Here is a 20,752-nt window from a genome sequence, read left to right on the forward strand (position 1 = left end):
CCACGAGTTCGCGGAACCTGGCTTCCGTAACCACATTTGGTGCTTCGATGTCCCAGTTCATGGCCCGGCTCACGCTTTCTCCAATGGCGCGACCCCAGGCATTCCCACTTGAAGCCCAGAGTTACGATAGTATACTATCAACCGCAAGATGTAATATCGTGCTTTAGCTGTAGTTTGGTCACGCAAACACTAGTCACGGCCAGTGTCTGCGATCAAGGAGATAACAGGTTTGAGAAACCCAAGGTTGACAGGCCTGCTCCCATTGCAAGCTATGGTCCTTCTGATCTGCGTTCCCGGGCCGGTTTTGGCGGAATCCTGCTTCGCCCCGGCCCGTCCTTTCCTGCCAAGCGATTCGCAGGCCGCGCGGGACTATGTGGATATCATCCGCGGCGACTTCGAAGATTACATTCAGGATATCCAGAGCTACTTCCGTTGCCTCGACGGTGAACGGGCCCGTGCCTTCGAGGAAGCGAGGGAGGTCAGTGAGGACTACGGCCGATTTCTGCAATTGGTAGGGGATTGATGGCCAACCTCGGGAGCATCAGACTTGCAGCCCATGGAAACCAGACGCCGATAACACCCTCAAATATCTACTTTTTAGATAACAGATTTCATCCGCTAGCGACGTCACAAAAGGTATGTGACGCGTGGCGAAAACAATCAGAAGCAAGGGACAAGTGGCACTCTGTCAGGCGTTGGTTGACGCCCGTGTCAAAGCGGGCCTTGGTCAGAAAGACCTGGCAGACAGGCTCAGATGCCACCAGTCCCTTATTGCCCGCCTTGAGAGCGGCCAGCGCCGGGTCGACGTTGTCGAGCTGGTCGTCCTGGCGCGCGCCATCGGCTTTGACCCGTTCGAGGTTCTGGCGATCGTTGAAGCCGCCACGGAGCCCGACCACAGGATTTGAAGCCAATGAATTGTTGAGAACACGGGAACCCATTTTCTCGGTCTGATGATCAGTCCCTCATCGAGGACCAGGTAGCCAAAATCAACGAAGTCCGGCGCGCGGTCGTAGTGAACGCTCTGCAACCCCACGCCGCAATTTGCAGCGCCACAGTGCAGGAAGTTAGTAAACAGTGAACGATGATAGGGGTGAGGGCGTCGCGATCGCAAATTTGATCGGGAAGGACGAGCATAGTGTTGTTGGCTGGGTATATCGTTGGAATACGGGCGCGTTGGCGGTGATGTGGGATGTCAACGGCCCGCGGCGCGTCTCAAGCGTTCAGCCAGACCTCGGTGATGCGGAGAAGCGTGAAATTGACTTCGATGGCTTGAAGAGAATTCGGCTTCGCGGCAGCGGGTAGGGTTAGCCACAGCGATGTCGAAGCGGACATTGAAACCGTCTGCGGCGAATGGCTCGAAAGAGCCCAAACTTCACAATGCTGCGCTCTGTTCAAAGGTCCGCTAGCAAGAATGCGCACTAACAAACGCCTTACCGCTTCAGGTCACGCCAATTTGGACGTCCCGACCTTCGGCTCTCCATTCGGGCAATCCCCCTTCTAGGTGATGCGCTTGAAAACCTTGTTTGCGCAGGGCTGCGACCGCCTGATGTGCGTAGATGCAGTAGGGGCCGCGGCAATAGGCGACGATGTCAACATCTGTCGCAAGAGCGGGGAGTAGCTGGTCCAGATCTGATAGCGTTGTGTTGAGAGCGTTGGGAATATGGGCTGCAGCGTATTCGTCGGCAGGCCGCACGTCGAGCACGATGACCGACCCTTCGGCAAGGCGCTCGGCAAGCTCTGCGCGACTGACGGGTACTGGGGCATCTTCCCCGTTCCAAAGGTCGCGCAAAATCCGGTCGACTTGCGCCAAGTTACGCTCGGCGACGACACGCAGCAGGTCCATCAGCTCAAGTGTTTTCGCATCAGTCAGCCGATAGATCATGGCTTTTCCGTCGCGGCGGCTGGTGACCAACGCTGCGCGACGTAGTTGCTGCAAATGCTGTGAGCAGTTCGCGATAGTGAGCTCTGTTTTTTCTGCAAGCGCCTCTACGCCACTTTCCTGCTGTGCGAGTTGTTCGAGGAGCATAAGCCGCGCCGGTGCAGAAAGAGCGCGTGCGACGAGCACATATTCTTCAAGGAGGGCCATTTTTGCGCTGGTTGACATCTGATCATCCGTAAATCTATTATTCAAGTGATTGATTGAATGATAGCGATTCCAGCGCGGCTGACAACACTGAAGGCGAGCAAGGCCATGATCGAGGCAATTCTGAATGCAGAACCGACCCTGCGCCTTGCTGCCTTCCTTGGCATTCTGGTCATCATGGCGCTTTGGGAAGTCGCAGCACCACGCAGACGACGTGACATCCCGAGGGTCACACGTTGGACCAACAACATTGCCCTCGTTGTCCTTGATACCGCGATCCTGCGGTTGACCTTTCCCATTCTTGCGGTCGGTCTTGCCGTGATGGCCGAAGAACAAGGCTGGGGTCTTTTCAATATCGTTGATGTCCCAATCTGGGTGTCCATCGTCGCCTCAATGCTGCTACTCGATCTTGCGATCTACCTGCAGCACGTGATGTTCCACGCGGTGCCGGGGCTCTGGCGACTGCACCGCATGCACCACGCCGATCTCGACTTCGACGCGACGACTGGACTGCGGTTTCATCCAATCGAAATTCTGATTTCCATGGGGGTCAAACTGGCCGTGGTCGCGGCCCTTGGCCCACCCGCCGTTGCCGTCTTGTTGTTTGAGGTGCTGCTGAACGCCACAGCGCTCTTCAATCACGCGAACATTAACTTGCCGCGCCGTCTGGACCGCGTTCTTCGGCTGGTGGTCGTCACCCCTGACATGCACCGCGTCCATCATTCCGTCGATCCGCGCGAAACCAATTCCAACTACGGGTTCAACCTGCCGTGGTGGGACCGATTGCTCGGCACATATGTCGCCCAGCCCGCGAAAGGCCATGAAGGCATGCAGATCGGAATTGAACAGTTCCGCACACGTCGTGACCTGTGGCTTGATCGAATGTTGATACAGCCACTGCGCGGCCCCGCGTCGGGCCATGCGCTTGATGTGCCGTTAGTCTCACAGGCCGCGACCACATCCGATAAGGATCATTGAAGCTGGGAAGCCGGAGCGCTCAGTGTTCCCGATCACACAGACCATGGTCGGACAAGGACGCCAGAACGTAGCAATCTTCGGATACACCGCTGCCGTCACAGCCCTTCGATATCCGAACCAGTTCCTTTTCCAAGGCTTTCAGTTGTTTGATCTTTGCACGCACGCTCACCAACTGCGATGTCGCAATACTGTTCGCTGCCTCGCACGAGCGGTCCGGATGATCCTGCAATTCAATCAACGATAAGATTGCTTCGATAGAAAAGCCCAGATCACGGGCGTGGCGGATGAAGCTCAACCGCTCTAATCCATCCTTGTCGTATCGCCTTTGGTTACCTGCCGTGCGTTCAGCCTCAGCTAGTAGCCCCATTTCCTCATAATAGCGGATGGTCGGGACTTTGACCTTTGTTCGCTTGGAAAGCTCACCGATGGAAAACATGAAAAAACCTCTTGAACCTCTAGTCACTAGAGATCGTATATGACTTGGGACACAGACAAAAGGCTTTCCCATGTCCCACGATTATCTCTCCGAAACGCCACTTTTGGACTATCGCGTACCCGCAATTCAAGAGCTGATCGCACAGCGCGGCTGGACGCGATTATCATACGAAGATCGCATTGGTGCTGCCTATGAATTCGTGCGGAATGACATCCTCTTTGGCTACAACGCCGATGACGCACTACCTGCCTCTTGTGTGCTGGCAGATGGCTATGGGCAGTGCAATACCAAGGGGACCCTACTCATGGCACTCCTACGTGCCCTAGAGATACCTTGCCGGTTTCACGGATTCACAATCGACAAGGGATTACAGCGGGGAGTGGTGCCAGAACTGATCTATCCGCTTGTACCACGCAGCATCATCCATTCTTGGATCGAGGTGCAGCAGGACGGCACTTGGTTGGACCTCGAAGGCTTCATTTTGGACCAAGGGGTTCTTACGGCTCTTCAGGCGGCGTTTCCCGAACGCGACACACTTTGCGCCTATGGGGCCGGAACGGATTGCCTGCAGAAGCCTGATGTCGCATGGGCTGGCCAAAGCACCTACATCCAGAAAACCGGGATCAATCGCGATTTTGGCGTTTTTGATAACCCCGACGCATTCTATGCCACTCACCGTCAACTCACCGGACTACGCGGCCTAATCTATCGGCACATCATACGACATTGGATGAACCGGCGGGTCGGACAAATGCGCGAAGGCGTCATTCCTGTAATTCCTGGAGGGGAGACACACCTTGTTCCGGGGATAGCGCACCCTCACACGAAGGAGGCTGTATAATGTCGGGTTGTTGCGGACATGACGCCAAATTTGACGGCGTTTCAGACGACTACAAACGACGGCTTTGGATCGTCATTGCGCTCAACGCGACGATGTTCGTGGTCGAGATGACGGCGGGCCACTTGGCCAAATCACAAGCCTTGCAAGCCGATGCCCTCGATTTTGCAGGCGACGCGCTGACCTATGGCATTTCGCTTGCGGTGATTGGGGCCTCGATAACCGCGCGGACGAATGCCGCGCTGTTTAAGGGCCTCAGCCTCCTCTTGATGGGTCTCTGGGTTTTCGGATCGACCGTCTATCGCGTGTTCTATGTCGGCGTTCCCACAGCAGAAATTATGGGTGTTGTCGGCTTCCTCGCCCTGCTGACAAACTTGGCCAGTGTGTTTCTTTTGGTCCGCTACAAGGATGGCGATGCAAACGTGCGGTCGGTTTGGCTGTGTTCACGCAATGACGCTATCGGCAACGTGGCGGTGATGTTCGCCGCACTAGGTGTCTGGGGCACTGCCAGCGGTTGGCCCGATTTGATCGTTGCGGCGATTATGGCTGGGCTGTTCCTGTCATCTGCGTTCCAGATTGTCAGACAGGCACTCGCAGAAAAGAGAGAGATGATGAACCACGAACACGCGGACGCGGGATAATGCAGGTATTGTTGGTTATCTTAGGGCTGAGCATCGCAGGCGCGGCACTGGCGGCATTCATTTGGTCGATCGCCTATCCAACTCGGCGCATTTGGCCACCAAACCGCTACACTGCGGTCACGCCTATTCTGGTCTGGGTTCCAACCTTTGCGCTGTTCGGTAGTTTGTTTGTTCTTGGTATCTGGGGCTGGGGCTCTTTGGACTTGCCTAATTGGCTGCGCTTTGGAGTCGGGATACCGTTCATCTTAGCGGGCAACATTGTTGTTTGGTCAGAGGTTTCACACTTTGGCGTGCCCCAAACCGGAGGGGCTATAGGTTCACTGCGCACCGCAGGCATGTATCGATACTCGCGCAACCCTCAATACATGGCCGATATCGCCATTGTCAGCGGCTGGATGGTCCTTTCAGCGGCACCTTGGACTCTCGTAGTTGCTATCGCTGCTATCGTCGTTCTTGTTGCAGCCCCATTCGCAGAAGAACCATGGCTTGAGGAACAATACGGCCAAGCGTTCGATGCGTACCGCGCCCGTGTTAGGCGGTTCTTGTAAGTTCTTCCGCGCATGCAAGGCTGGGGTCGAAAAAGAGGGGCATCAATCGAGGTAGTTTAGGCATGCGTCAAAAAGGAGGGTTTTAAATAAATAAATCCTAGCAAAAATTACCGACCAGTTTCCCGTTGTGACATCCTTGGCCAATGCGGATGATAGTCGTCTATGACAATAGGGTGACTGTGGGTTCGTCCATCCTGCACATGCGGGTGACCACTTGGGAGATCTGCATGTGAGTGGCGCAATGACCCGCTATCCTTCTTTGGCCATAAGGCAACTCCACTGATCAATCCAACTCCCGCGAGCAATGCCAGGATTGCAAAGGCCATCGCGGGACCGGCAGCTGTGATCAGCCAGCCTGCAAGGGGATACGTGATCAGCCAGCAAGCATGTGACAAGGCGAACTGTGCGGCATAGACGGCAGGCCGATCCTCGGCATGGGCTGATCGCTTGAGCAATCGACCCGATGGGGTCAGCACAACAGAATAACCGATTCCGATAATGAACCACCCTGCAAGAAGCGGGACCCATTGAACCTGATATACCAGTGACATGAGGGACAGGCCCAGTAGCGCTGCAACCAGCACTGTCGCACCGACGATCATTACGGGGCGGTCGGGACGGTGATCTAACAATCGGGGCAACAGGAGTGCTGCCAGCATTGACCCACCGCCAAAGGCCCCCAGTGCTATTGCAACATGCGTTTCACCTAGGTCTAAATCTGAGCGGACCAGAACCACTGTATTCACCAGCACCATCGCGCCCGCCGCCGCTGCGGCAAGGTTGAGCGACAAAAGCCCCCGTAGGCGCGGTGTGGCGAGGTAAATCCGCATGCCCCGAGTAGTACGATCATAGATGCCGCGTGTAGCCGCAGGCTGCGGACTGGGCAGCAGAACAGACACCACAAGTAAGGCCGAGCCCACGAACCCGATCACTGTGCCAAAAAAAAGTGCCTGATAACTGACCAAGGTCAGTAGGATCGCAGCCAGCATCGGGCTGATGATGTTCTCAAGGTCGTAGGCCAGCCGCGACAGTGACAAGGCGCGGGTGTAACGCTCTTCTTCGGGCAGGATGTCCGGGATCGTGGCTTGAAACGTGGGCGTGAACGCGGCGGAGGCGGATTGCAGCACGAAGATCAGGATGTAGACCTGCCAAACCTCAGACACGAAAGGTAGGCAAAGTGCTACTGCTGCACGGATGAGATCAAGGCTGACCAGCATCTTTCGTCGCGGCCAGCGGTTGGCAAAGGCCCCCGCTATCGGCGCGATCCCCACATAGGCCACCATCTTGATCGTAAAAATAGCGCCCAGAATAAGACCCGCTCTTTCGCCAGACAGATCATAGGCCAACAGGCCGAGTGCGATGGTCGCAAGACCGGTGCCAAGCAGCGCGACGATCTGAGCCAGAAATAAATGGCGATACGTGCGGTCGGCGAGAACAGAGAGCATATTGATCCCTCAAAGGTATTTGGTAATGGCCTTAAAATCCGCCACGGTGGACGCGTTACCCGTTCCTGTAACTGCCTCGTCAAGACAATGATCTATGTGGTCTTGGATCAAGGTGCGTTTGGCTTGCAGAATGGCTTTCTCAACAGCGTGGAGTTGTTGAGCGATATCAGTGCAGGGTCTATTGCCTTCGATCATTGCGATGACGCTCTGAAGGTGGCCATTGGCACGTTTCAGCCGCTTTACGATATCAGGGTGGGTTGCATGAATGTGGTGTTCTGTCATAAGAAATTCGTAACCCCCCTAGGGGGATATGACAAGTGGGCATAGATCCATAGAAATAGGCGCAATGACACAGCGAATTGGACCGATATTTAGACTTATGCTAACCGTCATTCTGACGGTCGGACTGGTGCTGTCGTCCACCGCGCGTATTGCGTCCCATAATCCCGTCAGTCCCGTTGAAATGGCTTCTAAACAGCATTCAGAGACAGAAACGCACGGTCATGCTCACGATAAGGATGTGCAGGCACATCACGGGCATGCGCACGATGTGTTGGACCACGATCATTCTTCTGCCCTCCTGCCGCCGCGCAGAAGCGTCGCTGTTTTCGTGCCAACGCGTTCTGATTGGGTGACAGCCCACAGCAGTTTACCGGGACGCGGCGAATTTGATCTGGATCGACCTCCGCGAGGGTAGCAATGCGCCTTTGAGCGCTTTCCCCTCACACTTCAACAAAGCGGAAATTTGAAAATGATACACAATCGATCCAATAGGTCGGGGGTGATGTCGCATCATATGCGGCACACCTTGATCTTTATGACACTGGTCTTGCTGGGGGTCCTTGCGTCAGCGACCACAGCGGTGGCCCATGCCGTCACACTTGGCGATCAGGGCTATATCCAAGAAATCACCGGGGTGAACATCATCCCGTTCATCTACCTCGGTGCAAAACATATGGTCACGGGATATGACCACATCCTGTTTCTCATGGGTGTGATCTTCTTTCTCTACGGCATGAAAGAAATCGGCATCTACGTCACTTTGTTTGCTGTGGGCCACTCGACCACAATGCTCGCAGGCGTCTGGTTCAACTTTGGCATCAACAGCTACATAATTGACGCGATCATCGGGTTTTCAGTGGCGTACAAAGCGCTGGATAATCTGGGTGCATTCCAGAAATGGTTCGGCGTCCAGCCCAACACCAAAATGGCAACGCTGATCTTCGGGTTCCTGCATGGCTTTGGTCTGGCATCCAAGATCATCGACTATGATATTTCGCCAGACGGGCTTTTGCCGAACCTTATCGCCTTCAATGTTGGCGTTGAAATCGGCCAGCTTCTCGCGCTTGCAGCCATTTTGGTCGTGATGACCCGTTGGCGGGCAACCCCTTCGTTCGTGCGCCAAGCCTACGGTGCCAATGTTCTCATGATGGTCGCTGGCTTCACCCTGATGGGGTTTCAGATTGCTGGCTACATCGTCACTTAATACTCGGAGATACCAATGAACAAAAATTTTGACATCGGTAGGGCACCAGTCCCACCCCTTCGCGCTGAGCCACGCTCCAGCAAAATGCCATCACAAGACGGACATATCCGCGGTATTCCGTCCTCCTCGGGTGGTTTGATCCGTGCGACGATTGGATCAGCCATAGCGGCTGGCGCAATTTTGACCCTGTTTTGGCTTCCTGCCGAATACGGGATTGATGCGACGGGTTTGGGCCGTGTTATGGGCCTCACCCAAATGGGCGAGATCAAGCAACAGCTTTATGCCGAAGCGGCAGCAGATGACGCAGCTGCTGCGCAACCCTCACCCGTTATAATTGGATCGTCGACTACGACTGCAACAGACCAACAGGTCCTTGAACGACTTGCAGGCATCGAAGCTCAGATTGCGGCCATCGCGGCGGTGGTCGGCACGGTGCCTGCTTCGCCCCTGGTAGCTTCCCAACAAAATGTGACGTCTCCAGATGTCGTTGCTGTGGCCCCAGAGCCAGCCACACCAGTAGCAGCGGTTGATACAGGTTGGCGCGATGAGGTCAGCTACACGCTGGAGCCCACAGAAGGCGTGGAAGTTAAGCTGGTGATGGAAGAAGGTGCTGTCGCCGTGTTTGAGTGGACCGCCAATGGAGCAGTTGTGAACTATGATACCCATGCTGACGGGGGTGGGCAGGGCACAGTGTCTTACGAACAAGGCCGAGGTGTCGCAGACCAAACGGGCGAGCTTGTCGCTGCTTTTACGGGAAATCATGGGTGGTTTTGGCGCAATCGCACCGATGCTCCAGTATTGCTCACACTGCGGACACGCGGGGATTACAGTGAGATGAAGTTGCCTTGAAAGAACAATGGCCCCGGCAGCATCGTGGGGGCCATTCGAAATATTAGCGAAAACCAAACAAAAAAGATCGTTTTGAACGGTTCACCGAAAGCTGCAATTGGTGCATATGCAGCGAACTCACACTTCGTCCGACTCTTCGGACCTTGCCACCGACAGAGACGAACGGCCGGTATTTCAGTAACACAGCAGGCTCAAATCTCTGCTGTTTGATGGCAACGCTGCCTTTGTCAGCGCTAGTAGTTCACCTGTTCGAAGCCGTAGTTGCCCTCATAGTCACGCCAGTCGACGAAGACAGATCGGTGATAAATACCCGGGCAATTCTGGCCCCAACGTTCAAGTCCCAGATGGGCCTCGGGCAGGGCAGTTATGGAAGATCGGTGCCATGAAAAATCGCCTTGGGTCCCGTAGGTGCCGAGGACCACGGTCGCGCTTCGGTTGCAATCCCCATCGCGCCCGGACTCGTGCTGTCGTGCATACCGTACATCGAAGACGCGGATGGACCGCACGAAATTGAACTCTGGCCCGCTGATATCGATGTCCGCGCGGTCCTGAACAAGCCGCAGCGTGAAGTCTGTGGGAACGAGATTATCTACTGGCAAGGACTGAAACGGTCGACGGCTGTCGGTCCGGTACAAGGCTTCAAAGATGCGGCCAGCGTTGTTTGATAGCCGATCGCTCTCATAGGAGGCGCCCATGGGACAGCGCCAGATTTGCAGCGGCGGTTCCACTGGCCAGGGCGTGATCCGCCTGATAAATTCGGCGCGAGCCCGTGCGCACGGGACGGATGCAGGCCAGCCGCCAGACAGGCACAAGAGGATCGCGCAGTCGATCGGGTATGTCTGCGCGCGGGCGGGTGCCGGCAGCGAAAAGCTTGTCACAGTCAAAGCGACAGCGACCGAGGGGAGAAGCTTCTTGATTAGACGGTGCATGCTGCGAAACCTCCGGTAGAGGAGTTCAGCATACATACGATAATATACTATCGCAATACTAAGTATAACTACGCATAATGAAGTTTATGTTAAAAATAGAAGAATTAGCCAGCTTTCCTTGGCTTTCAGAAAATCCTGACCTGGGTTCCCACTTCTGCCAGAGCAAAAAGTTCAGCAATGTGCTCGTTGTAGAGTCCAATACAGCCGTTTGATGATTGCCGACCGATTTTGCGCGTGTCACCGGTTCCGTGCACCCGGTAATACTGCCACGACAGATAAAGTGCGTGTGTTCCAAGCGGGTTGTCAGGACCCGGCGGCCAATAGTCAGGCCATTCGGGGTTACGCTCTTTCATTGATGGAGTGGGCCGCCAACTCGGCCCCTCCACCTTCCTTATAACCTTTGTATATCCTCGGCGGGTCAACTCTTCCGAGGCAGGGACACTCGACGGGTAGAGTTTGTAGACACTTTCGTCTTCCGACCAATACTGGACTGCACGCGAGTCGATGTCGCACAAAATTGCACCGTGCTGAAGGTTATCGAAGTGGTCTTGCCAGGAATCCGCACTAAAGGACGAAATATTTCTGCGTACCGCCGAGGGCTCCTGCTCCTGAGCACGGAGAAGGGAAGGTGTTGCCAGAAGTCCGATCATAGTTGTCGAGACGAACTGGCGTCGTGTTTTCAGTGTCTTTGTCATATGCCTTGCCTCACTCTTTTGTTGGCTGACGGATACGACCTTTAGTAGCTAGAGGTTCAACTGAAAAACGATGACGTTCTCGTGAGGCAGCGAGTTTACAAGTATCGACGCGTTTCAGCGCAATAATCGCGATACTTGGAGCCGTATTGTTCATGCAGCCATGGCTCTTCCGCGAGCGGGGCAAGGGCCAGCGCGGCAACTCCAACGATGACGATAGGCCAAACCCAAGATGAGGCGAAGAAAAGACCAAAACCTATCAGGATGGACATGTCAGCAAGGTATTGCGGATGCCGCAAGAAACGGTAGAGACCCGAAGTGATCAACTCGTCTTTCGCACCGCTAGTGGCTTTCAGTCCAATGCTGAATGCTCCCCACCAGACAATCAGATTTCCGGTTGCGATCAAGAACGGCCCGACCGCCCAACGGAGCGCGTTGGTCATAGAAGCGGATTTCCAATCCAAAATGCCCAAACCGATCACCGCCCCAAACACGGCCAATGTGAGTCCCCATGCAATGTTTGGTATGACTGAATGCTCTCTGTTTGGAGGCCAGATGCGCTCGGACGGGCGGGCGATCGACCAAAGGAGCGCACCAATCAAAACCAGACCGGACAGCAGGCCAATGACCACTAGTATGCCTTGGGCACTCGTCATGGGCGGTGCCCGAATACCTGCGCCTCCTGATGCGCATTGTCGCTCGCTTCGAATTCAAGCGTGGAATGCTCGATTGAGAAACGTTCATGCAGCACCGATTTGACGTTTTCTTTAATCTTGTCGGCCTCACCCATCCTTTCGCGTTCGACGACTATATGGCAGTCCAATGCCGCAGCGTGCTCCTGCATTTGCCACAGGTGGACATGATGCACGTCCACAACGCCATCGACACTCTGGATCGCTCTGACTACGTCATTTCCATCAATATCTGGTGGGCTCCCAAGCATCAGGGTTCGAATTGGGCCCCCTATTTCGGTGAAGGACAAATACAGGATGTAGAGCGCGATGCCGATGGTGATGGCCGGATCAACCCAACGCATTTCATAGAGTATGATGAGCGTCCCGCCGACTATGACGGCCACTGAAGCCAACGCATCCGAAAGGTTGTGGAGAAAAAGCGCACGGATGTTCACGCTCCCCTTCTGCATCGAATAGGTCAGCATTGCGGTCAGCGTGTCGACCACAAGCGCGATTCCACCGAGAATGACGACGGTCCACCCCATGACTTCGGGTGGATCAATCATGCGCATGCCACCTTCGTAGATCAGATAGAAGCCGATCACGATGAGGGTGGTGTAGTTGATCAGGGCTGCGACGATTTCGACCCGGCCATATCCGAAGGTCATGCGCTCATCAGCCGGGCGGCGCGCGATCCTGCGCGCGGCAAAGGCAATGACAAGCGAAGCCATATCGGAAAAGTTGTGCAGCGCATCGGCGATCAGTGCCAGACTACCCGAGAATATGCCCCCGACGATCTGCGCAACGGTAAGAAGCCCGTTCGCCCAGATGGCGATGGCAACCCGCCGGTCCCCAGAATTCGGATCGATATGCGCGTGCCCGTGGTCATGTAGCATTGGCAGGCTCCGCGTGCGCGTGTGTCGCGCGTCGGTCAGTCTTCAGGCGGCCGCTGCGGAAACCACGTACGCGCGCATTCATCCAGTGGCGTATTATATGACGGTAAAGGGCGCCACGCAGCCATCCAAAGGATTGCTCATGGGACAAATAGAAGGCGTCCGGCGTATCGTACACGCCAAAATCTTGCACAATGCCGGTTTTCTGAATGTAGGTATCTTCTCCGTTCCAGGCGACGGGAGGCGCGCCAAGGCAATCCGTGCCCGCGCCATAACCGCAGAGACTTTCTGTGTCCGAGAATGACGTTTGCAGGACATCGAGGAAAGCGTCATCCAGGATGAAGCCTTCAAGGTTGATCCAGGCACCTTGAAATTCGATCTCGACCCATGAGTGGAGAATTTCCTGCGGAGCAAGCGGATACACCAGCTCAGGGACAACACCGCGCTGCAAGCCTTTGTGGATCGTAAACCCATGTAAACGACAGCGAATACCAACACCGCGTAGCAATGCCATCAAGAGCGTGCCTTTGGTATTGCACTGCCCGTAGCCGTCAGAAAGCACCTCGGATGCGGGGATATCGTCAGCTCGATTGTATCCGAACGCGATTTCATTCCGAACGAAATCATAGGCGGCTCCGATCCGATCGTATTCGGATAAGCCGCGCCAGCTGCGGTTCTCAATTAGATGCGCAAGAGGCGCGGCCTCAAAATCCAGTAGTTTGGTGGGTACAAGTAGGGGGTCGGTCATATGTAACGGGTCGCTCCTCGAATCGTCTTAGAACAAGACTAATTGCTATAGTCACTGTAGCTTCAATCCTTTCTTTTAGAAAAAATCTCCCGCAACTATTTGCCCGTATGAACTGCTTTGTGGTGTTCGCCGTGTGCGTCGCGCAGAATGTCGATACCTCCCCAGGCCGCGATCCCGGCGACAATCACGCCGACGACGAGGTCCGGCCAGTTGGTTCCCAGCCAGGCGACGAGGCCGCCAGCCACGACGATTCCGAGGTTCGCGGCGAAATCGTTGTAACTGAAGGTGTTGGCCGCGCGGATGTTGACATCCGGATCTTTGAGCTTAGCGAGCAGCCAGACGCAGACTGCGTTGATAGCCGCCGCGATCAGGGCCATGGCGATCATGATCGTCCCGAGCGGATCTGACCCGCCGATGTAGCGGCGCCATGCATCGTAAAGGATACCAGCGGCGAACAGGATCAGCAGCCCGCCGGAAACGTTCGCCGCCCCGCGTTTCCATTTGGCGGATCGGGACAAAGCGAAAAGGCTGATCGCGTAGACGAAGCTGTCGGAAAGGTTATCGAGCCCGTTGGCTATCAGGGCACTTGAGTCGCCGAAGGCGCCTGTTGCGAAAAAGGCCACGGCCAAACCGATATTGAGCGCCAGAACGATCAAAAGTGTCCGTCTCTCCATTGAATCTTGTCTAGCGGCCATGTTGTGGTTCCAGTTTGTGTTGTACGACACAATAACTTCCGCGGCTGATTTGCGTTCCAGCCGGGATGTTGGCTGACTTCCTTCAGGCCCCGATTTCCTCGTGCTCGGTCAAGCATTCAGAATGGTCCCGCAAGACTTCCAAAACACGGCAATCGGAGGATTTTCCACCGCTGCACTCATGCACCATCCGCTTGAGCTCTTTTTGAAGCGCTTCTAGCCTGGCCATTCTTTGCTCGACCTGAATGAGCTGGCGCCGCGCGATGGCGTCTGCCTCATGGCAGGGCCGGTTCGGATCATCGGAAAGATCCAAAAGCTCACGAATGGCATCCAGTGAAAAGCCGAGCTGACGGGCATGCCGGACAAACGACAAGCGGTCGAGTTGCGTTTCATCATAACGTCGCTGACCGCCTGCGGTTCTTCCGGGCTGTGGCATCAGACCAATTTCCTCGTAATAACGAATGGTCTGCACCTTTGTACCAGTCTTTTTGCCGAGTGTTCCGATCGTGAGCATATACAAGCCTCTTGAATGTGAAGCGACTGTAGGTTTACTGGGTGGGACTTGCAAGGAGCAGCCCTTACTCACAAGCGCGTGATTCAGCGACATACAAGGAAAAAGAGGATTGAACCTCTAGTTGCTGGAGGATGTAGACGCACACGAAATGAAAGAATCACGGGCGGGCAGATAGCATTGAAACTGACGGCATTTCAGAAAGCACTATGGGGTCTGACGGGCATTGCAACGCTGGCTTTTGCTTGGCTACTGTTTTGGTCAGACTTTAGGGCAGATTTATCTGGTGATGGTGAATCAGCATTTCGAGCCGCTTTCGAGCTGACCGACCATCGCGGTATGGTCCAAACAGAAGATGATTTCTCGGGGCGCTGGATGCTTGTGTTCTTCGGCTTTACAAATTGTCCTGACATTTGCCCAACTACGCTGTCTGAGGTAGCGGCCGTGATGGATGGTCTCGGGAACGAGGCGGGTAAGGTTCAGCCCATTTTTGTTACCATCGATCCCGAACGCGACACGCCCAGTGTCCTCGCAGAATACGTGCAACTGTTCGACGCGGGGATCATTGGCCTTACCGGCACTTCGCAACAAATCGCGGAGACATCCGAATCTTTCCCAATCTTCTTTGAACGTATCGAAGAAGCGTCTGCGCCGGGTGGCTACACGATGGGGCACACGTCGCATCTTTTCCTTTTTGACCCTGAAGCAGGTTTTGCGGATTCTTGGTCTTATGGGACCCCAGCAGAAGAAATCCTTGCCGATCTGAAAGCGAGGATCTAACAAGCATGCCTTACAAGACAGGAGAAACGGCGCTTGGCCTGGCGTGGTCCATTGCGTTAGTCGCATCGCTCGCCGTTTTGTTTATCGGAGAGGTGTTGGGGCAGACACCCTGTGTGCTCTGCTGGTTCCAGCGCGCTTTCATGTTCCCTCTCGCAATAATACTGGGCCTTGGTCTGTGGTGGCAAGACCGCAAAGTTGGTCGCTACGGCATCGCCCTAGCCCTTGGTGGCGCGGCGGTCGCCCTCTGGCATATGGGTCTTTATGTCGGCGTAATCCCTGAGCGGATTCAACCCTGCACCGCGACAGGCCCATCCTGCACAGATGACAATCAATTGATCTTCGGCATTCCGATCCCGCTTATGGCGCTCGCCGCCTTCACACTTATCGCCGCGCTGTCGGCCCTTTCCTTGAAGGAGACACAAGAATGAACAGACGCGGTCTGATCCTATCCGTTCTCGCGCTTGGCACTGCTGGGTTTGGCGGTGCGGCGTGGTACGCAACCCGCCCTGACGCGCTCGCAGAGTCCGTACCCGTTGCACCCGAATTGGCGGAGGCGTTGATGCGGCCCCACTCGCCGATCCTCGGACCAGAGAATGCGCCCGTGACGATTGTTGAGTTTTTCGACCCGGCCTGCGAAGCCTGCCGCGCGTTTCACCCGATCGTCAAAGACATCATGGCCGAACACGGCGACGCAGTCCGGGTCATCATCCGGTATACGCCGTTTCATGGGGAAGGGTCAGAAACGGCGATAAGGGTGCTGGAAGCCGCTCGGATGCAAGATGTTTATCTTCCAGTTTTTGAAGCGATTTTGGAAGCGCAGCCGCGTTGGGCGTCCCACGGCGGTATTCGACCTGAGCTTATCTTAGCGATTGCGGCCAGTGCCGGACTGGATGAAGAGGCAGCGCGTACCCAGATGATGGCCCCGCAAACCATCGGGATACTGAATCAAGACCGCGCAGACGTTGAAACGATGGGTGTACGCCAAACGCCGACGTTCTTCGTGAACGGAAAACCCCTCGATCCATTCGGAGAAGCAGAGTTGCGGCGCTTCGTGGCTGCCGAGGTTGCAGCCACGCAAAGCTAACAAAGAAAGAGCAAAACTCTATGAATGTAGTATTGAAAATTTTGGCTGCGACCGCCTTGTCCATCCTAGGGTTTGTGGGGGCCGCCATGGCCGAGGAGCAATCCGTGGTCGTTGAAGATGCTTGGTCCCGTGCGTCAATTGGCGTGAACCGGCCCGGTGCAGCCTATATGACGGTCCGCAATATTGGCGAAGATACAGTAATCTTGACTGGTCTGCGCACTGACCTTGCGAAGATGCCAGAAATCCACCTCACATCCACCAATGACCAGGGTGTGAGTTCTATGACACCAGCCGGTGATATCGAAATCGCTCCCGGCGAAGCAGCAGAACTTGAGCCCGGCGGGCTGCATGCCATGCTGATGCGGTTATCGCGACCAATGGTGGAAGGGGAAGCGTTCGCGCTGACGCTCATCTTTGCCGACGGCGATGAAATCACCGTCGATGTGCCAATTCTGCGTGTTGCCGCGCGTGGGCCCGAGAGCTGATGCAACGGCGCAGACTTCTAGGCTTGAGTACAGCGGCCGTGGCGCTCGCTGGCGGCACACTGTTTGCTGGTTGGTGGCAGGTAGACGGGCCAGGTGCGACCGAGGTCATTGGGCAACGTCCTCTGCCGCTTTCGCAGATGGAATTTGAGCTGACCAACCACAAGGGCGATGCAGTGGGTCCTGAGACCCTCATTGGGCGTCCCAGCATGGTGTTCTTCGGTTTTACATATTGCCCGGATGTTTGCCCGACGACCCTTTCGGATATCTCGGGTTGGCTCGACGATATGGGCAAGGAAGCCGCCGATATGAACGTAGTGTTTATCACCGTTGATCCAGAGCGCGACACGGTTGCGGCGATGGCAGACTATGTCAGCTATTTTCACCCTGCCGTGCGCGGGTGGACGGGTGCCGAAGATGAGATTACACGCGCGGCAGAAGGATTTCGGGCTACTTATACAAAAGTGCCGACCGATGACGGTGAATACACCATGAACCACACAGCAAGCGTTTTCCTGTTTGATGCCGGGGGACGCTTTGTAAGCACAATCGACTATCACGAGCCGCGGGAATTCGCGGTGCCGAAACTCCGGCGCGCGATGCAGGGCAATACTGAGGAAAAGACATGAAATTAAGGTACTGGGCAATGGGATTTGTCTTGGCAGGCAGCGTTTCGGGCCTGGCCGGCGCATTATCAGACGTTTGGGATGTGAGCCCCGTGCCGGAGGCGCTGGCGAAAGTCGGCGAATGGGCACCACGTGATCTGCAAGAACCGGCTGTACCGGTAGAGCGTTTACATACCATAGCATCATCCGACAGCTGGGTGCCGCCAGTTGTTCTGCAACCGTTGGTCCCCGATCTGGCATCGGCAGCCGACATTTTGCCAGAAGTTCATGCGCCAATGACGACGTGGTCGCGCAAGATCGCGTCCGGTGAGACCCTGGATACCCTTCTCAGAGAAGCTGGGCTGGATGCGCCCGTCCGAGCAGAAGTGGCTCTCGCTCTCGGGGCGGAGTACGACCTGCGGCGATTGCGTCCGGGTCATGAGTTGACCGTTGTGAAATCGTTCAGCGACACCTTGCAAAATGTGACACTCGGCGTTGATGACGGTGTGATCGTTGAAGCGATCTTTGGGGATCGTACGGTGACCCGCACCCTTAACCCCAATCCTGAGACACTTATGCTCGCGGGGGAAACTGCCATAGACAGTTCGCTCTTCACCGCCTTGGAAGAGGCCGCTATCCCCGCGCGCTTTGCTGTCGATCTGGCGCAGATGCTGGGAGGGACGGTCGATTTTCGCAGGGAATTAAAAGGCGGAGAAACGCTCCAAGTGTTGTGGCGTGAAGCGCGCGTTGGTGACGAACGGATTGGACAGCCCGAAATAACTTTTGCAGCTCTCAATGTCGGCGATGCGCTTTACGAGGTTGTTTGGCCCGAAGACGGAACAGGTCGCGCAACAATCTACGTCGACGGTGAAGTGTTACGTGTCTTTGCGCAACCCGTCGATGGAGCGCGGCTCAGTTCCGTGTTTGGGCAACGCCGCCACCCGGTTTACGGGAATGTCAGAATGCATACTGGCGTCGATTTTGCTGCGGCGAAGGGGACGCCCGTCAATGCAACAGCCCCCGGCCGAATAACCTTTGTTGGTTGGCGCGGCGGGTACGGACGGGTTGTCGAGATTGCGCATGGCACGGACACAAAAACACGATACGCCCATCTGAGCGCGGTTCCCGATGAGATGTCTGTGGGCCAACGGGTAATGGCCGGGGACATCATTGGCAATGTCGGTGCGACGGGCACTGCGACCGGACCTAATTTACATTATGAAGTGCTCGTTGATGGTCGTCCAACCGACCCTCTCTCTGATGACCGGCTGGCTGCCGCGACCGCCAATAACGCACAAGAGGCATTGGCGGCTGCCCGATTGGAAGAGGCCCGAAAGCGTTTTGAAGCGCATTTGGCGACTTTGTTTGCAACCGACCAAAACGAAAGGCTTTAGTCCATGAAATCCCACCTTCTCGCTATCACACTTGTGTTCAGCGCGCTTACCGCAGCTCCGGCGTTTGCAGTGGCGACCTCAATCGACGTCAAGAAAACCAATGGGTGTGGATGCTGTCGTAGCTGGATGAACCATCTGGAAGAGAACGGCTTTGCCCCAACCGGTGAGGATTTGAATGGAGGACTGCTTGTCCGCCTCAAGCTAGACAGTGGTGTGCCGCAACGCATGGCTTCCTGCCATACTGCCTTCGTCGACGGCTACGTGATCGAAGGCCATGTTCCGGCTGCTGACATTCGCCATCTCCTTGATGAGCGCCCTGATGCGATTGGTCTGGCGGTGCCGGGAATGCCATATGGCTCGCCGGGCATGGGTCCGGAAGACGACCGCGAGGCATATGATGTGTTTCTGATCAATGATGACGGATCGACTGAGGTCTTTTCGTCTTACACCAAAAACTAGATAGAATATAATTTGGAATTTCTTTCTCCTATCGCACTAGGGTTCTTTGGCAGCCTGGCCGCTGGCCTGATGACAGCTTTTGGAGCCTTTCCGATCCTTTTCGGTCGTGTCCCGTCGCAAGCGACCCGCGATCTATCTTTGGGATTTGCCGCCGGCGTGATGCTTGCGGCTTCGTTCTTCTCGCTGATCATCCCTGCCCTCGATGCAGCCGAACCAATGTTCGCGAACGAAGCAGCCCCCGCCGCTATCGTCTGCATCGCGATCTTGTTGGGGATGGGTGCTGTGGCATTGATGAACGAGAAGCTGCCACACGAACACTTCAAGACAGGACGAGAAGGACCTGAATCAGCATCACTGCGCCGCGTCTGGCTTTTCATCATCGCAATCACCATCCACAATTTCCCCGAGGGTTTGGCCGTCGGTGTGGGCTTTGGATCTGGCGGTGTTGAGGGTGGGATGCCGCTTGCCATTGGGATTGGACTTCAGAATGCCCCTGAGGGACTTGCCGTTGCTGTAGCACTCCTTGGTGAAGGGTATTCGAAATTCCGCGCATGGGGCATCGCGGCCCTGACCGGTTTGGTGGAACCCGTGGGCGGTTTACTGGGTGCTGGTATCATCACGCTGTCTGAGCCGCTTTTGCCTTGGGGCTTGGCCTTTGCGGCTGGCGCGATGCTTTACGTCATTAGCCACGAGATCATTCCCGAAACGCACCGCAGCGGTCACCAGAACAAGGCAACGCTAGGTCTGGCGATTGGCCTTGTGATTATGCTGTTTCTCGACGTTTGGCTGGGGTGACTGTATGAAACCGCCAAAAAGTCCAAAAATCATCGGTTTAATTGCGATGATCTCGGCCATCGTTATCGATCAAGCGACAAAGGCGTGGGTTGTTGCAAATGCAGACATGCTCAGTTCCGGACTTGCGGTTTTTCCAGGGTTCAACCTCGTCTTTGGGCGCAACGACGGTGTGTCGTTTGGATTGTTGGGAGGCGTGCCTTGGTGGAGCCTCGTAGTCTTGGCTCTCGTTATCTGCGCTTGGATGCTTGGCTTGATGATGCGTGCAGAACATCGAATTGAAGCCTTAGCATATGGGTTGGTCGTCGGCGGAGCGCTCGGAAATGTCGTGGATCGAGTGCGCTATGGCGCAGTGACAGACTTTCTCGACCTGTATGTCGGTTCAATGCATTGGCCGGCCTTTAACCTGGCCGATGCATTGCTAGTCAGTGGCTTTGTGATTTTGTTGCTGGCAAGTCACTTGCGCCGATACTTCGCTGCTGCCGAACAGAAGAAGGAACAGAACACATGATCATAGCTATAGCTGGTATTGGTGGCGCCATCTGGGGCGTCCTTTTGGCCAAGAAACGAGGTGGGAATCGCCTAGACATGGTACAGCATGCGGCGAGCTGCGCCATCGCGTCTGGGTTATTGGGTTTGTTTGCCTCAATCGCCCTTGCCCGTATTTTTGGCTAGCGCGTATGCGATCAGAAACACAAAGATGAGGGCAATAT

At 55.5% G+C, this 20,752-nt stretch carries 28 protein-coding genes; 17 read left to right on the top strand and 11 right to left on the bottom strand.

The genetic code is table 11. The annotated features are described in order from the left end of the window. Nucleotides 1-271 precede the first annotated feature (271 nt). On the top strand, nt 272-523 hold the full coding sequence (locus C7964_RS16830; protein WP_110280816.1) for a hypothetical protein: 252 nt from the start codon (nt 272-274) through the stop codon (nt 521-523). 124 nt (nt 524-647) lie between these two features. Beyond that, the gene (locus C7964_RS16835) at nt 648-905 is read left to right on the top strand and encodes a helix-turn-helix domain-containing protein (protein WP_017470289.1); all 258 of its coding nucleotides are present in this window, start codon (nt 648-650) and stop codon (nt 903-905) included. 533 nt (nt 906-1,438) lie between these two features. Here C7964_RS16835 and C7964_RS16845 read toward each other — a convergent pair. Then, nucleotides 1,439-2,104 carry an ArsR/SmtB family transcription factor gene (locus C7964_RS16845; protein WP_110280818.1) on the bottom strand — a complete coding sequence of 222 codons (666 nt, stop codon included), beginning with the start codon at nt 2,102-2,104 and terminating at the stop codon, nt 1,439-1,441. 87 nt (nt 2,105-2,191) lie between these two features. Here C7964_RS16845 and C7964_RS16850 point away from each other — a divergent pair, with 87 nt between their 5' ends. Further along, complete coding sequence (locus tag C7964_RS16850) at nt 2,192-3,061, top strand: sterol desaturase family protein (RefSeq protein ID WP_110280853.1); 870 nt, start codon at nt 2,192-2,194, stop codon at nt 3,059-3,061. A 19-nt stretch (nt 3,062-3,080) separates the two neighbouring features. Here the strand turns inward: C7964_RS16850 and C7964_RS16855 are convergent, their stop codons facing one another. Further along, nucleotides 3,081-3,497 carry a MerR family transcriptional regulator gene (locus C7964_RS16855; protein WP_110280819.1) on the bottom strand — a complete coding sequence of 139 codons (417 nt, stop codon included), beginning with the start codon at nt 3,495-3,497 and terminating at the stop codon, nt 3,081-3,083. Between the two features lie 70 nt (nt 3,498-3,567). Here C7964_RS16855 and C7964_RS16860 point away from each other — a divergent pair, with 70 nt between their 5' ends. Genes C7964_RS16860 through C7964_RS16870 form a run of 3 tightly spaced genes read left to right on the top strand, consistent with a single transcriptional unit; the run spans nt 3,568 to nt 5,524 of the window. Then, a complete protein-coding gene (locus C7964_RS16860; RefSeq protein ID WP_110280820.1) occupies nt 3,568-4,338 on the top strand; it encodes a transglutaminase-like domain-containing protein in 771 nt (256 codons plus the stop codon). Beyond that, nucleotides 4,338-4,976 (top strand): cation efflux transmembrane domain-containing protein, encoded by a 639-nt coding sequence (locus C7964_RS16865; RefSeq protein WP_110280821.1) that lies wholly within the window; start codon nt 4,338-4,340, stop codon nt 4,974-4,976. The genes C7964_RS16860 and C7964_RS16865 overlap by 1 nt, the downstream gene beginning before the upstream one ends. Further along, nucleotides 4,976-5,524, top strand: coding sequence for a methyltransferase family protein (locus tag C7964_RS16870; RefSeq protein WP_110280822.1), 549 nt, complete (start codon nt 4,976-4,978; stop codon nt 5,522-5,524). Before C7964_RS16865 ends, C7964_RS16870 begins: the two co-directional genes overlap by 1 nt. A 107-nt stretch (nt 5,525-5,631) precedes the next feature. On the opposite strand, the gene C7964_RS16875 is transcribed toward C7964_RS16870, so the two are convergent. Both C7964_RS16875 and C7964_RS16880 read right to left on the bottom strand, forming a co-directional pair. After that, nucleotides 5,632-6,969, bottom strand: coding sequence for an MFS transporter (locus tag C7964_RS16875; protein ID WP_110280823.1), 1,338 nt, complete (start codon nt 6,967-6,969; stop codon nt 5,632-5,634). Between the two features lie 9 nt (nt 6,970-6,978). After that, a complete protein-coding gene (locus C7964_RS16880) occupies nt 6,979-7,251 on the bottom strand; it encodes a metal-sensing transcriptional repressor (protein WP_110280824.1) in 273 nt (90 codons plus the stop codon). 514 nt (nt 7,252-7,765) lie between these two features. On the opposite strand from C7964_RS16880, the gene C7964_RS16885 reads away from it, so the two are divergent. Next, nucleotides 7,766-8,455: a HupE/UreJ family protein gene (locus C7964_RS16885; RefSeq protein ID WP_181417232.1), complete on the top strand. Its 690-nt coding sequence runs from the start codon at nt 7,766-7,768 to the stop codon at nt 8,453-8,455. 84 nt (nt 8,456-8,539) lie between these two features. After that, nucleotides 8,540-9,304: a hypothetical protein gene (locus C7964_RS16890; RefSeq protein ID WP_181417230.1), complete on the top strand. Its 765-nt coding sequence runs from the start codon at nt 8,540-8,542 to the stop codon at nt 9,302-9,304. 233 nt (nt 9,305-9,537) lie between these two features. Here C7964_RS16890 and C7964_RS16895 read toward each other — a convergent pair whose 3' ends face one another. The 7 genes from C7964_RS16895 to C7964_RS16925 all read right to left on the bottom strand — a co-directional run bounded on the left by C7964_RS16895 (nt 9,538) and on the right by C7964_RS16925 (nt 14,446). Then, nucleotides 9,538-10,233 carry a hypothetical protein gene (locus C7964_RS16895; protein WP_286164023.1) on the bottom strand — a complete coding sequence of 232 codons (696 nt, stop codon included), beginning with the start codon at nt 10,231-10,233 and terminating at the stop codon, nt 9,538-9,540. Nucleotides 10,234-10,358: 125 nt separating this feature from the next. Then, on the bottom strand, nt 10,359-10,883 hold the full coding sequence (locus C7964_RS16900) for a L,D-transpeptidase (RefSeq protein WP_502693576.1): 525 nt from the start codon (nt 10,881-10,883) through the stop codon (nt 10,359-10,361). Between the two features lie 140 nt (nt 10,884-11,023). After that, the gene (locus C7964_RS16905) at nt 11,024-11,581 is read right to left on the bottom strand and encodes a methyltransferase family protein (RefSeq protein WP_055296284.1); all 558 of its coding nucleotides are present in this window, start codon (nt 11,579-11,581) and stop codon (nt 11,024-11,026) included. Next, nucleotides 11,578-12,495, bottom strand: coding sequence for a cation diffusion facilitator family transporter (locus C7964_RS16910; protein ID WP_055296285.1), 918 nt, complete (start codon nt 12,493-12,495; stop codon nt 11,578-11,580). The genes C7964_RS16905 and C7964_RS16910 overlap by 4 nt, the downstream gene beginning before the upstream one ends. After that, on the bottom strand, nt 12,485-13,240 hold the full coding sequence (locus C7964_RS16915) for a transglutaminase-like domain-containing protein (RefSeq protein WP_055296286.1): 756 nt from the start codon (nt 13,238-13,240) through the stop codon (nt 12,485-12,487). The genes C7964_RS16910 and C7964_RS16915 overlap by 11 nt, the downstream gene beginning before the upstream one ends. 95 nt (nt 13,241-13,335) lie before the next feature. Next, nucleotides 13,336-13,914, bottom strand: a complete 579-nt coding sequence (locus C7964_RS16920; protein WP_055296287.1) for a cation efflux transmembrane domain-containing protein — start codon at nt 13,912-13,914, stop codon at nt 13,336-13,338. 103 nt (nt 13,915-14,017) lie between these two features. Further along, nucleotides 14,018-14,446, bottom strand: a complete 429-nt coding sequence (locus C7964_RS16925) for a MerR family transcriptional regulator (RefSeq protein WP_055296288.1) — start codon at nt 14,444-14,446, stop codon at nt 14,018-14,020. A 177-nt stretch (nt 14,447-14,623) separates the two neighbouring features. On the opposite strand from C7964_RS16925, the gene C7964_RS16930 reads away from it, so the two are divergent. From C7964_RS16930 to lspA, 9 genes are read left to right on the top strand one after another with little or no spacing between them, the layout of a single operon-like run. Beyond that, entirely contained in the window at nt 14,624-15,223 is a 600-nt protein-coding gene (locus C7964_RS16930) for an SCO family protein (protein ID WP_172796272.1), read from the top strand. A 5-nt stretch (nt 15,224-15,228) separates the two neighbouring features. Further along, complete coding sequence (locus tag C7964_RS16935) at nt 15,229-15,651, top strand: disulfide bond formation protein B (protein ID WP_055296289.1); 423 nt, start codon at nt 15,229-15,231, stop codon at nt 15,649-15,651. Next, nucleotides 15,648-16,307 carry a DsbA family protein gene (locus tag C7964_RS16940; protein WP_055296290.1) on the top strand — a complete coding sequence of 220 codons (660 nt, stop codon included), beginning with the start codon at nt 15,648-15,650 and terminating at the stop codon, nt 16,305-16,307. Before C7964_RS16935 ends, C7964_RS16940 begins: the two co-directional genes overlap by 4 nt. A 20-nt stretch (nt 16,308-16,327) precedes the next feature. Continuing rightward, a complete protein-coding gene (locus tag C7964_RS16945; RefSeq protein WP_055296291.1) occupies nt 16,328-16,792 on the top strand; it encodes a copper chaperone PCu(A)C in 465 nt (154 codons plus the stop codon). After that, nucleotides 16,792-17,418 carry an SCO family protein gene (locus tag C7964_RS16950; RefSeq protein WP_055296292.1) on the top strand — a complete coding sequence of 209 codons (627 nt, stop codon included), beginning with the start codon at nt 16,792-16,794 and terminating at the stop codon, nt 17,416-17,418. Before C7964_RS16945 ends, C7964_RS16950 begins: the two co-directional genes overlap by 1 nt. Next, nucleotides 17,415-18,788, top strand: a complete 1,374-nt coding sequence (locus tag C7964_RS16955) for a M23 family metallopeptidase (RefSeq protein WP_055296293.1) — start codon at nt 17,415-17,417, stop codon at nt 18,786-18,788. The genes C7964_RS16950 and C7964_RS16955 overlap by 4 nt, the downstream gene beginning before the upstream one ends. Nucleotides 18,789-18,791: 3 nt before the next feature. Further along, nucleotides 18,792-19,247: a DUF411 domain-containing protein gene (locus C7964_RS16960; protein WP_055296294.1), complete on the top strand. Its 456-nt coding sequence runs from the start codon at nt 18,792-18,794 to the stop codon at nt 19,245-19,247. Nucleotides 19,248-19,259: 12 nt separating this feature from the next. After that, the gene (locus C7964_RS16965; protein ID WP_055296295.1) at nt 19,260-20,042 is read left to right on the top strand and encodes a ZIP family metal transporter; all 783 of its coding nucleotides are present in this window, start codon (nt 19,260-19,262) and stop codon (nt 20,040-20,042) included. A 4-nt stretch (nt 20,043-20,046) separates the two neighbouring features. Continuing rightward, a complete protein-coding gene (lspA, locus tag C7964_RS16970; protein WP_286131223.1) occupies nt 20,047-20,550 on the top strand; it encodes a signal peptidase II in 504 nt (167 codons plus the stop codon). The last annotated feature ends 202 nt before the right edge of the window (nt 20,551-20,752 follow it).

The sequence above is a fragment of the Loktanella sp. PT4BL genome (assembly GCF_003201935.1).
In the GTDB taxonomy this organism is placed as follows: domain Bacteria; phylum Pseudomonadota; class Alphaproteobacteria; order Rhodobacterales; family Rhodobacteraceae; genus Yoonia.

Excerpts from the sequence above, each read along its gene's own strand:
- C7964_RS16830 (WP_110280816.1), top strand. The coding sequence starts at position 272 with ATGGTCCTTCTGATCTGCGTTCCCGGGCCGGTTTTGGCGGAATCCTGC.
- C7964_RS16845 (WP_110280818.1), bottom strand. The coding sequence starts at position 2,104 with ATGTCAACCAGCGCAAAAATGGCCCTCCTTGAAGAATATGTGCTCGTC.
- C7964_RS16850 (WP_110280853.1), top strand. The coding sequence starts at position 2,192 with ATGATCGAGGCAATTCTGAATGCAGAACCGACCCTGCGCCTTGCTGCC.
- C7964_RS16855 (WP_110280819.1), bottom strand. The coding sequence starts at position 3,497 with ATGTTTTCCATCGGTGAGCTTTCCAAGCGAACAAAGGTCAAAGTCCCG.
- C7964_RS16860 (WP_110280820.1), top strand. The coding sequence starts at position 3,568 with ATGTCCCACGATTATCTCTCCGAAACGCCACTTTTGGACTATCGCGTA.
- C7964_RS16865 (WP_110280821.1), top strand. The coding sequence starts at position 4,338 with ATGTCGGGTTGTTGCGGACATGACGCCAAATTTGACGGCGTTTCAGAC.
- C7964_RS16870 (WP_110280822.1), top strand. The coding sequence starts at position 4,976 with ATGCAGGTATTGTTGGTTATCTTAGGGCTGAGCATCGCAGGCGCGGCA.
- C7964_RS16875 (WP_110280823.1), bottom strand. The coding sequence starts at position 6,969 with ATGCTCTCTGTTCTCGCCGACCGCACGTATCGCCATTTATTTCTGGCT.
- C7964_RS16880 (WP_110280824.1), bottom strand. The coding sequence starts at position 7,251 with ATGACAGAACACCACATTCATGCAACCCACCCTGATATCGTAAAGCGG.
- C7964_RS16885 (WP_181417232.1), top strand. The coding sequence starts at position 7,766 with ATGCGGCACACCTTGATCTTTATGACACTGGTCTTGCTGGGGGTCCTT.
- C7964_RS16890 (WP_181417230.1), top strand. The coding sequence starts at position 8,540 with ATGCCATCACAAGACGGACATATCCGCGGTATTCCGTCCTCCTCGGGT.
- C7964_RS16895 (WP_286164023.1), bottom strand. The coding sequence starts at position 10,233 with ATGCACCGTCTAATCAAGAAGCTTCTCCCCTCGGTCGCTGTCGCTTTG.
- C7964_RS16900 (WP_502693576.1), bottom strand. The coding sequence starts at position 10,883 with ATGATCGGACTTCTGGCAACACCTTCCCTTCTCCGTGCTCAGGAGCAG.
- C7964_RS16905 (WP_055296284.1), bottom strand. The coding sequence starts at position 11,581 with ATGACGAGTGCCCAAGGCATACTAGTGGTCATTGGCCTGCTGTCCGGT.
- C7964_RS16910 (WP_055296285.1), bottom strand. The coding sequence starts at position 12,495 with ATGCTACATGACCACGGGCACGCGCATATCGATCCGAATTCTGGGGAC.
- C7964_RS16915 (WP_055296286.1), bottom strand. The coding sequence starts at position 13,240 with ATGACCGACCCCCTACTTGTACCCACCAAACTACTGGATTTTGAGGCC.
- C7964_RS16920 (WP_055296287.1), bottom strand. The coding sequence starts at position 13,914 with ATGGAGAGACGGACACTTTTGATCGTTCTGGCGCTCAATATCGGTTTG.
- C7964_RS16925 (WP_055296288.1), bottom strand. The coding sequence starts at position 14,446 with ATGCTCACGATCGGAACACTCGGCAAAAAGACTGGTACAAAGGTGCAG.
- C7964_RS16935 (WP_055296289.1), top strand. The coding sequence starts at position 15,229 with ATGCCTTACAAGACAGGAGAAACGGCGCTTGGCCTGGCGTGGTCCATT.
- C7964_RS16940 (WP_055296290.1), top strand. The coding sequence starts at position 15,648 with ATGAACAGACGCGGTCTGATCCTATCCGTTCTCGCGCTTGGCACTGCT.
- C7964_RS16945 (WP_055296291.1), top strand. The coding sequence starts at position 16,328 with ATGAATGTAGTATTGAAAATTTTGGCTGCGACCGCCTTGTCCATCCTA.
- C7964_RS16950 (WP_055296292.1), top strand. The coding sequence starts at position 16,792 with ATGCAACGGCGCAGACTTCTAGGCTTGAGTACAGCGGCCGTGGCGCTC.
- C7964_RS16955 (WP_055296293.1), top strand. The coding sequence starts at position 17,415 with ATGAAATTAAGGTACTGGGCAATGGGATTTGTCTTGGCAGGCAGCGTT.
- C7964_RS16960 (WP_055296294.1), top strand. The coding sequence starts at position 18,792 with ATGAAATCCCACCTTCTCGCTATCACACTTGTGTTCAGCGCGCTTACC.
- lspA (WP_286131223.1), top strand. The coding sequence starts at position 20,047 with ATGAAACCGCCAAAAAGTCCAAAAATCATCGGTTTAATTGCGATGATC.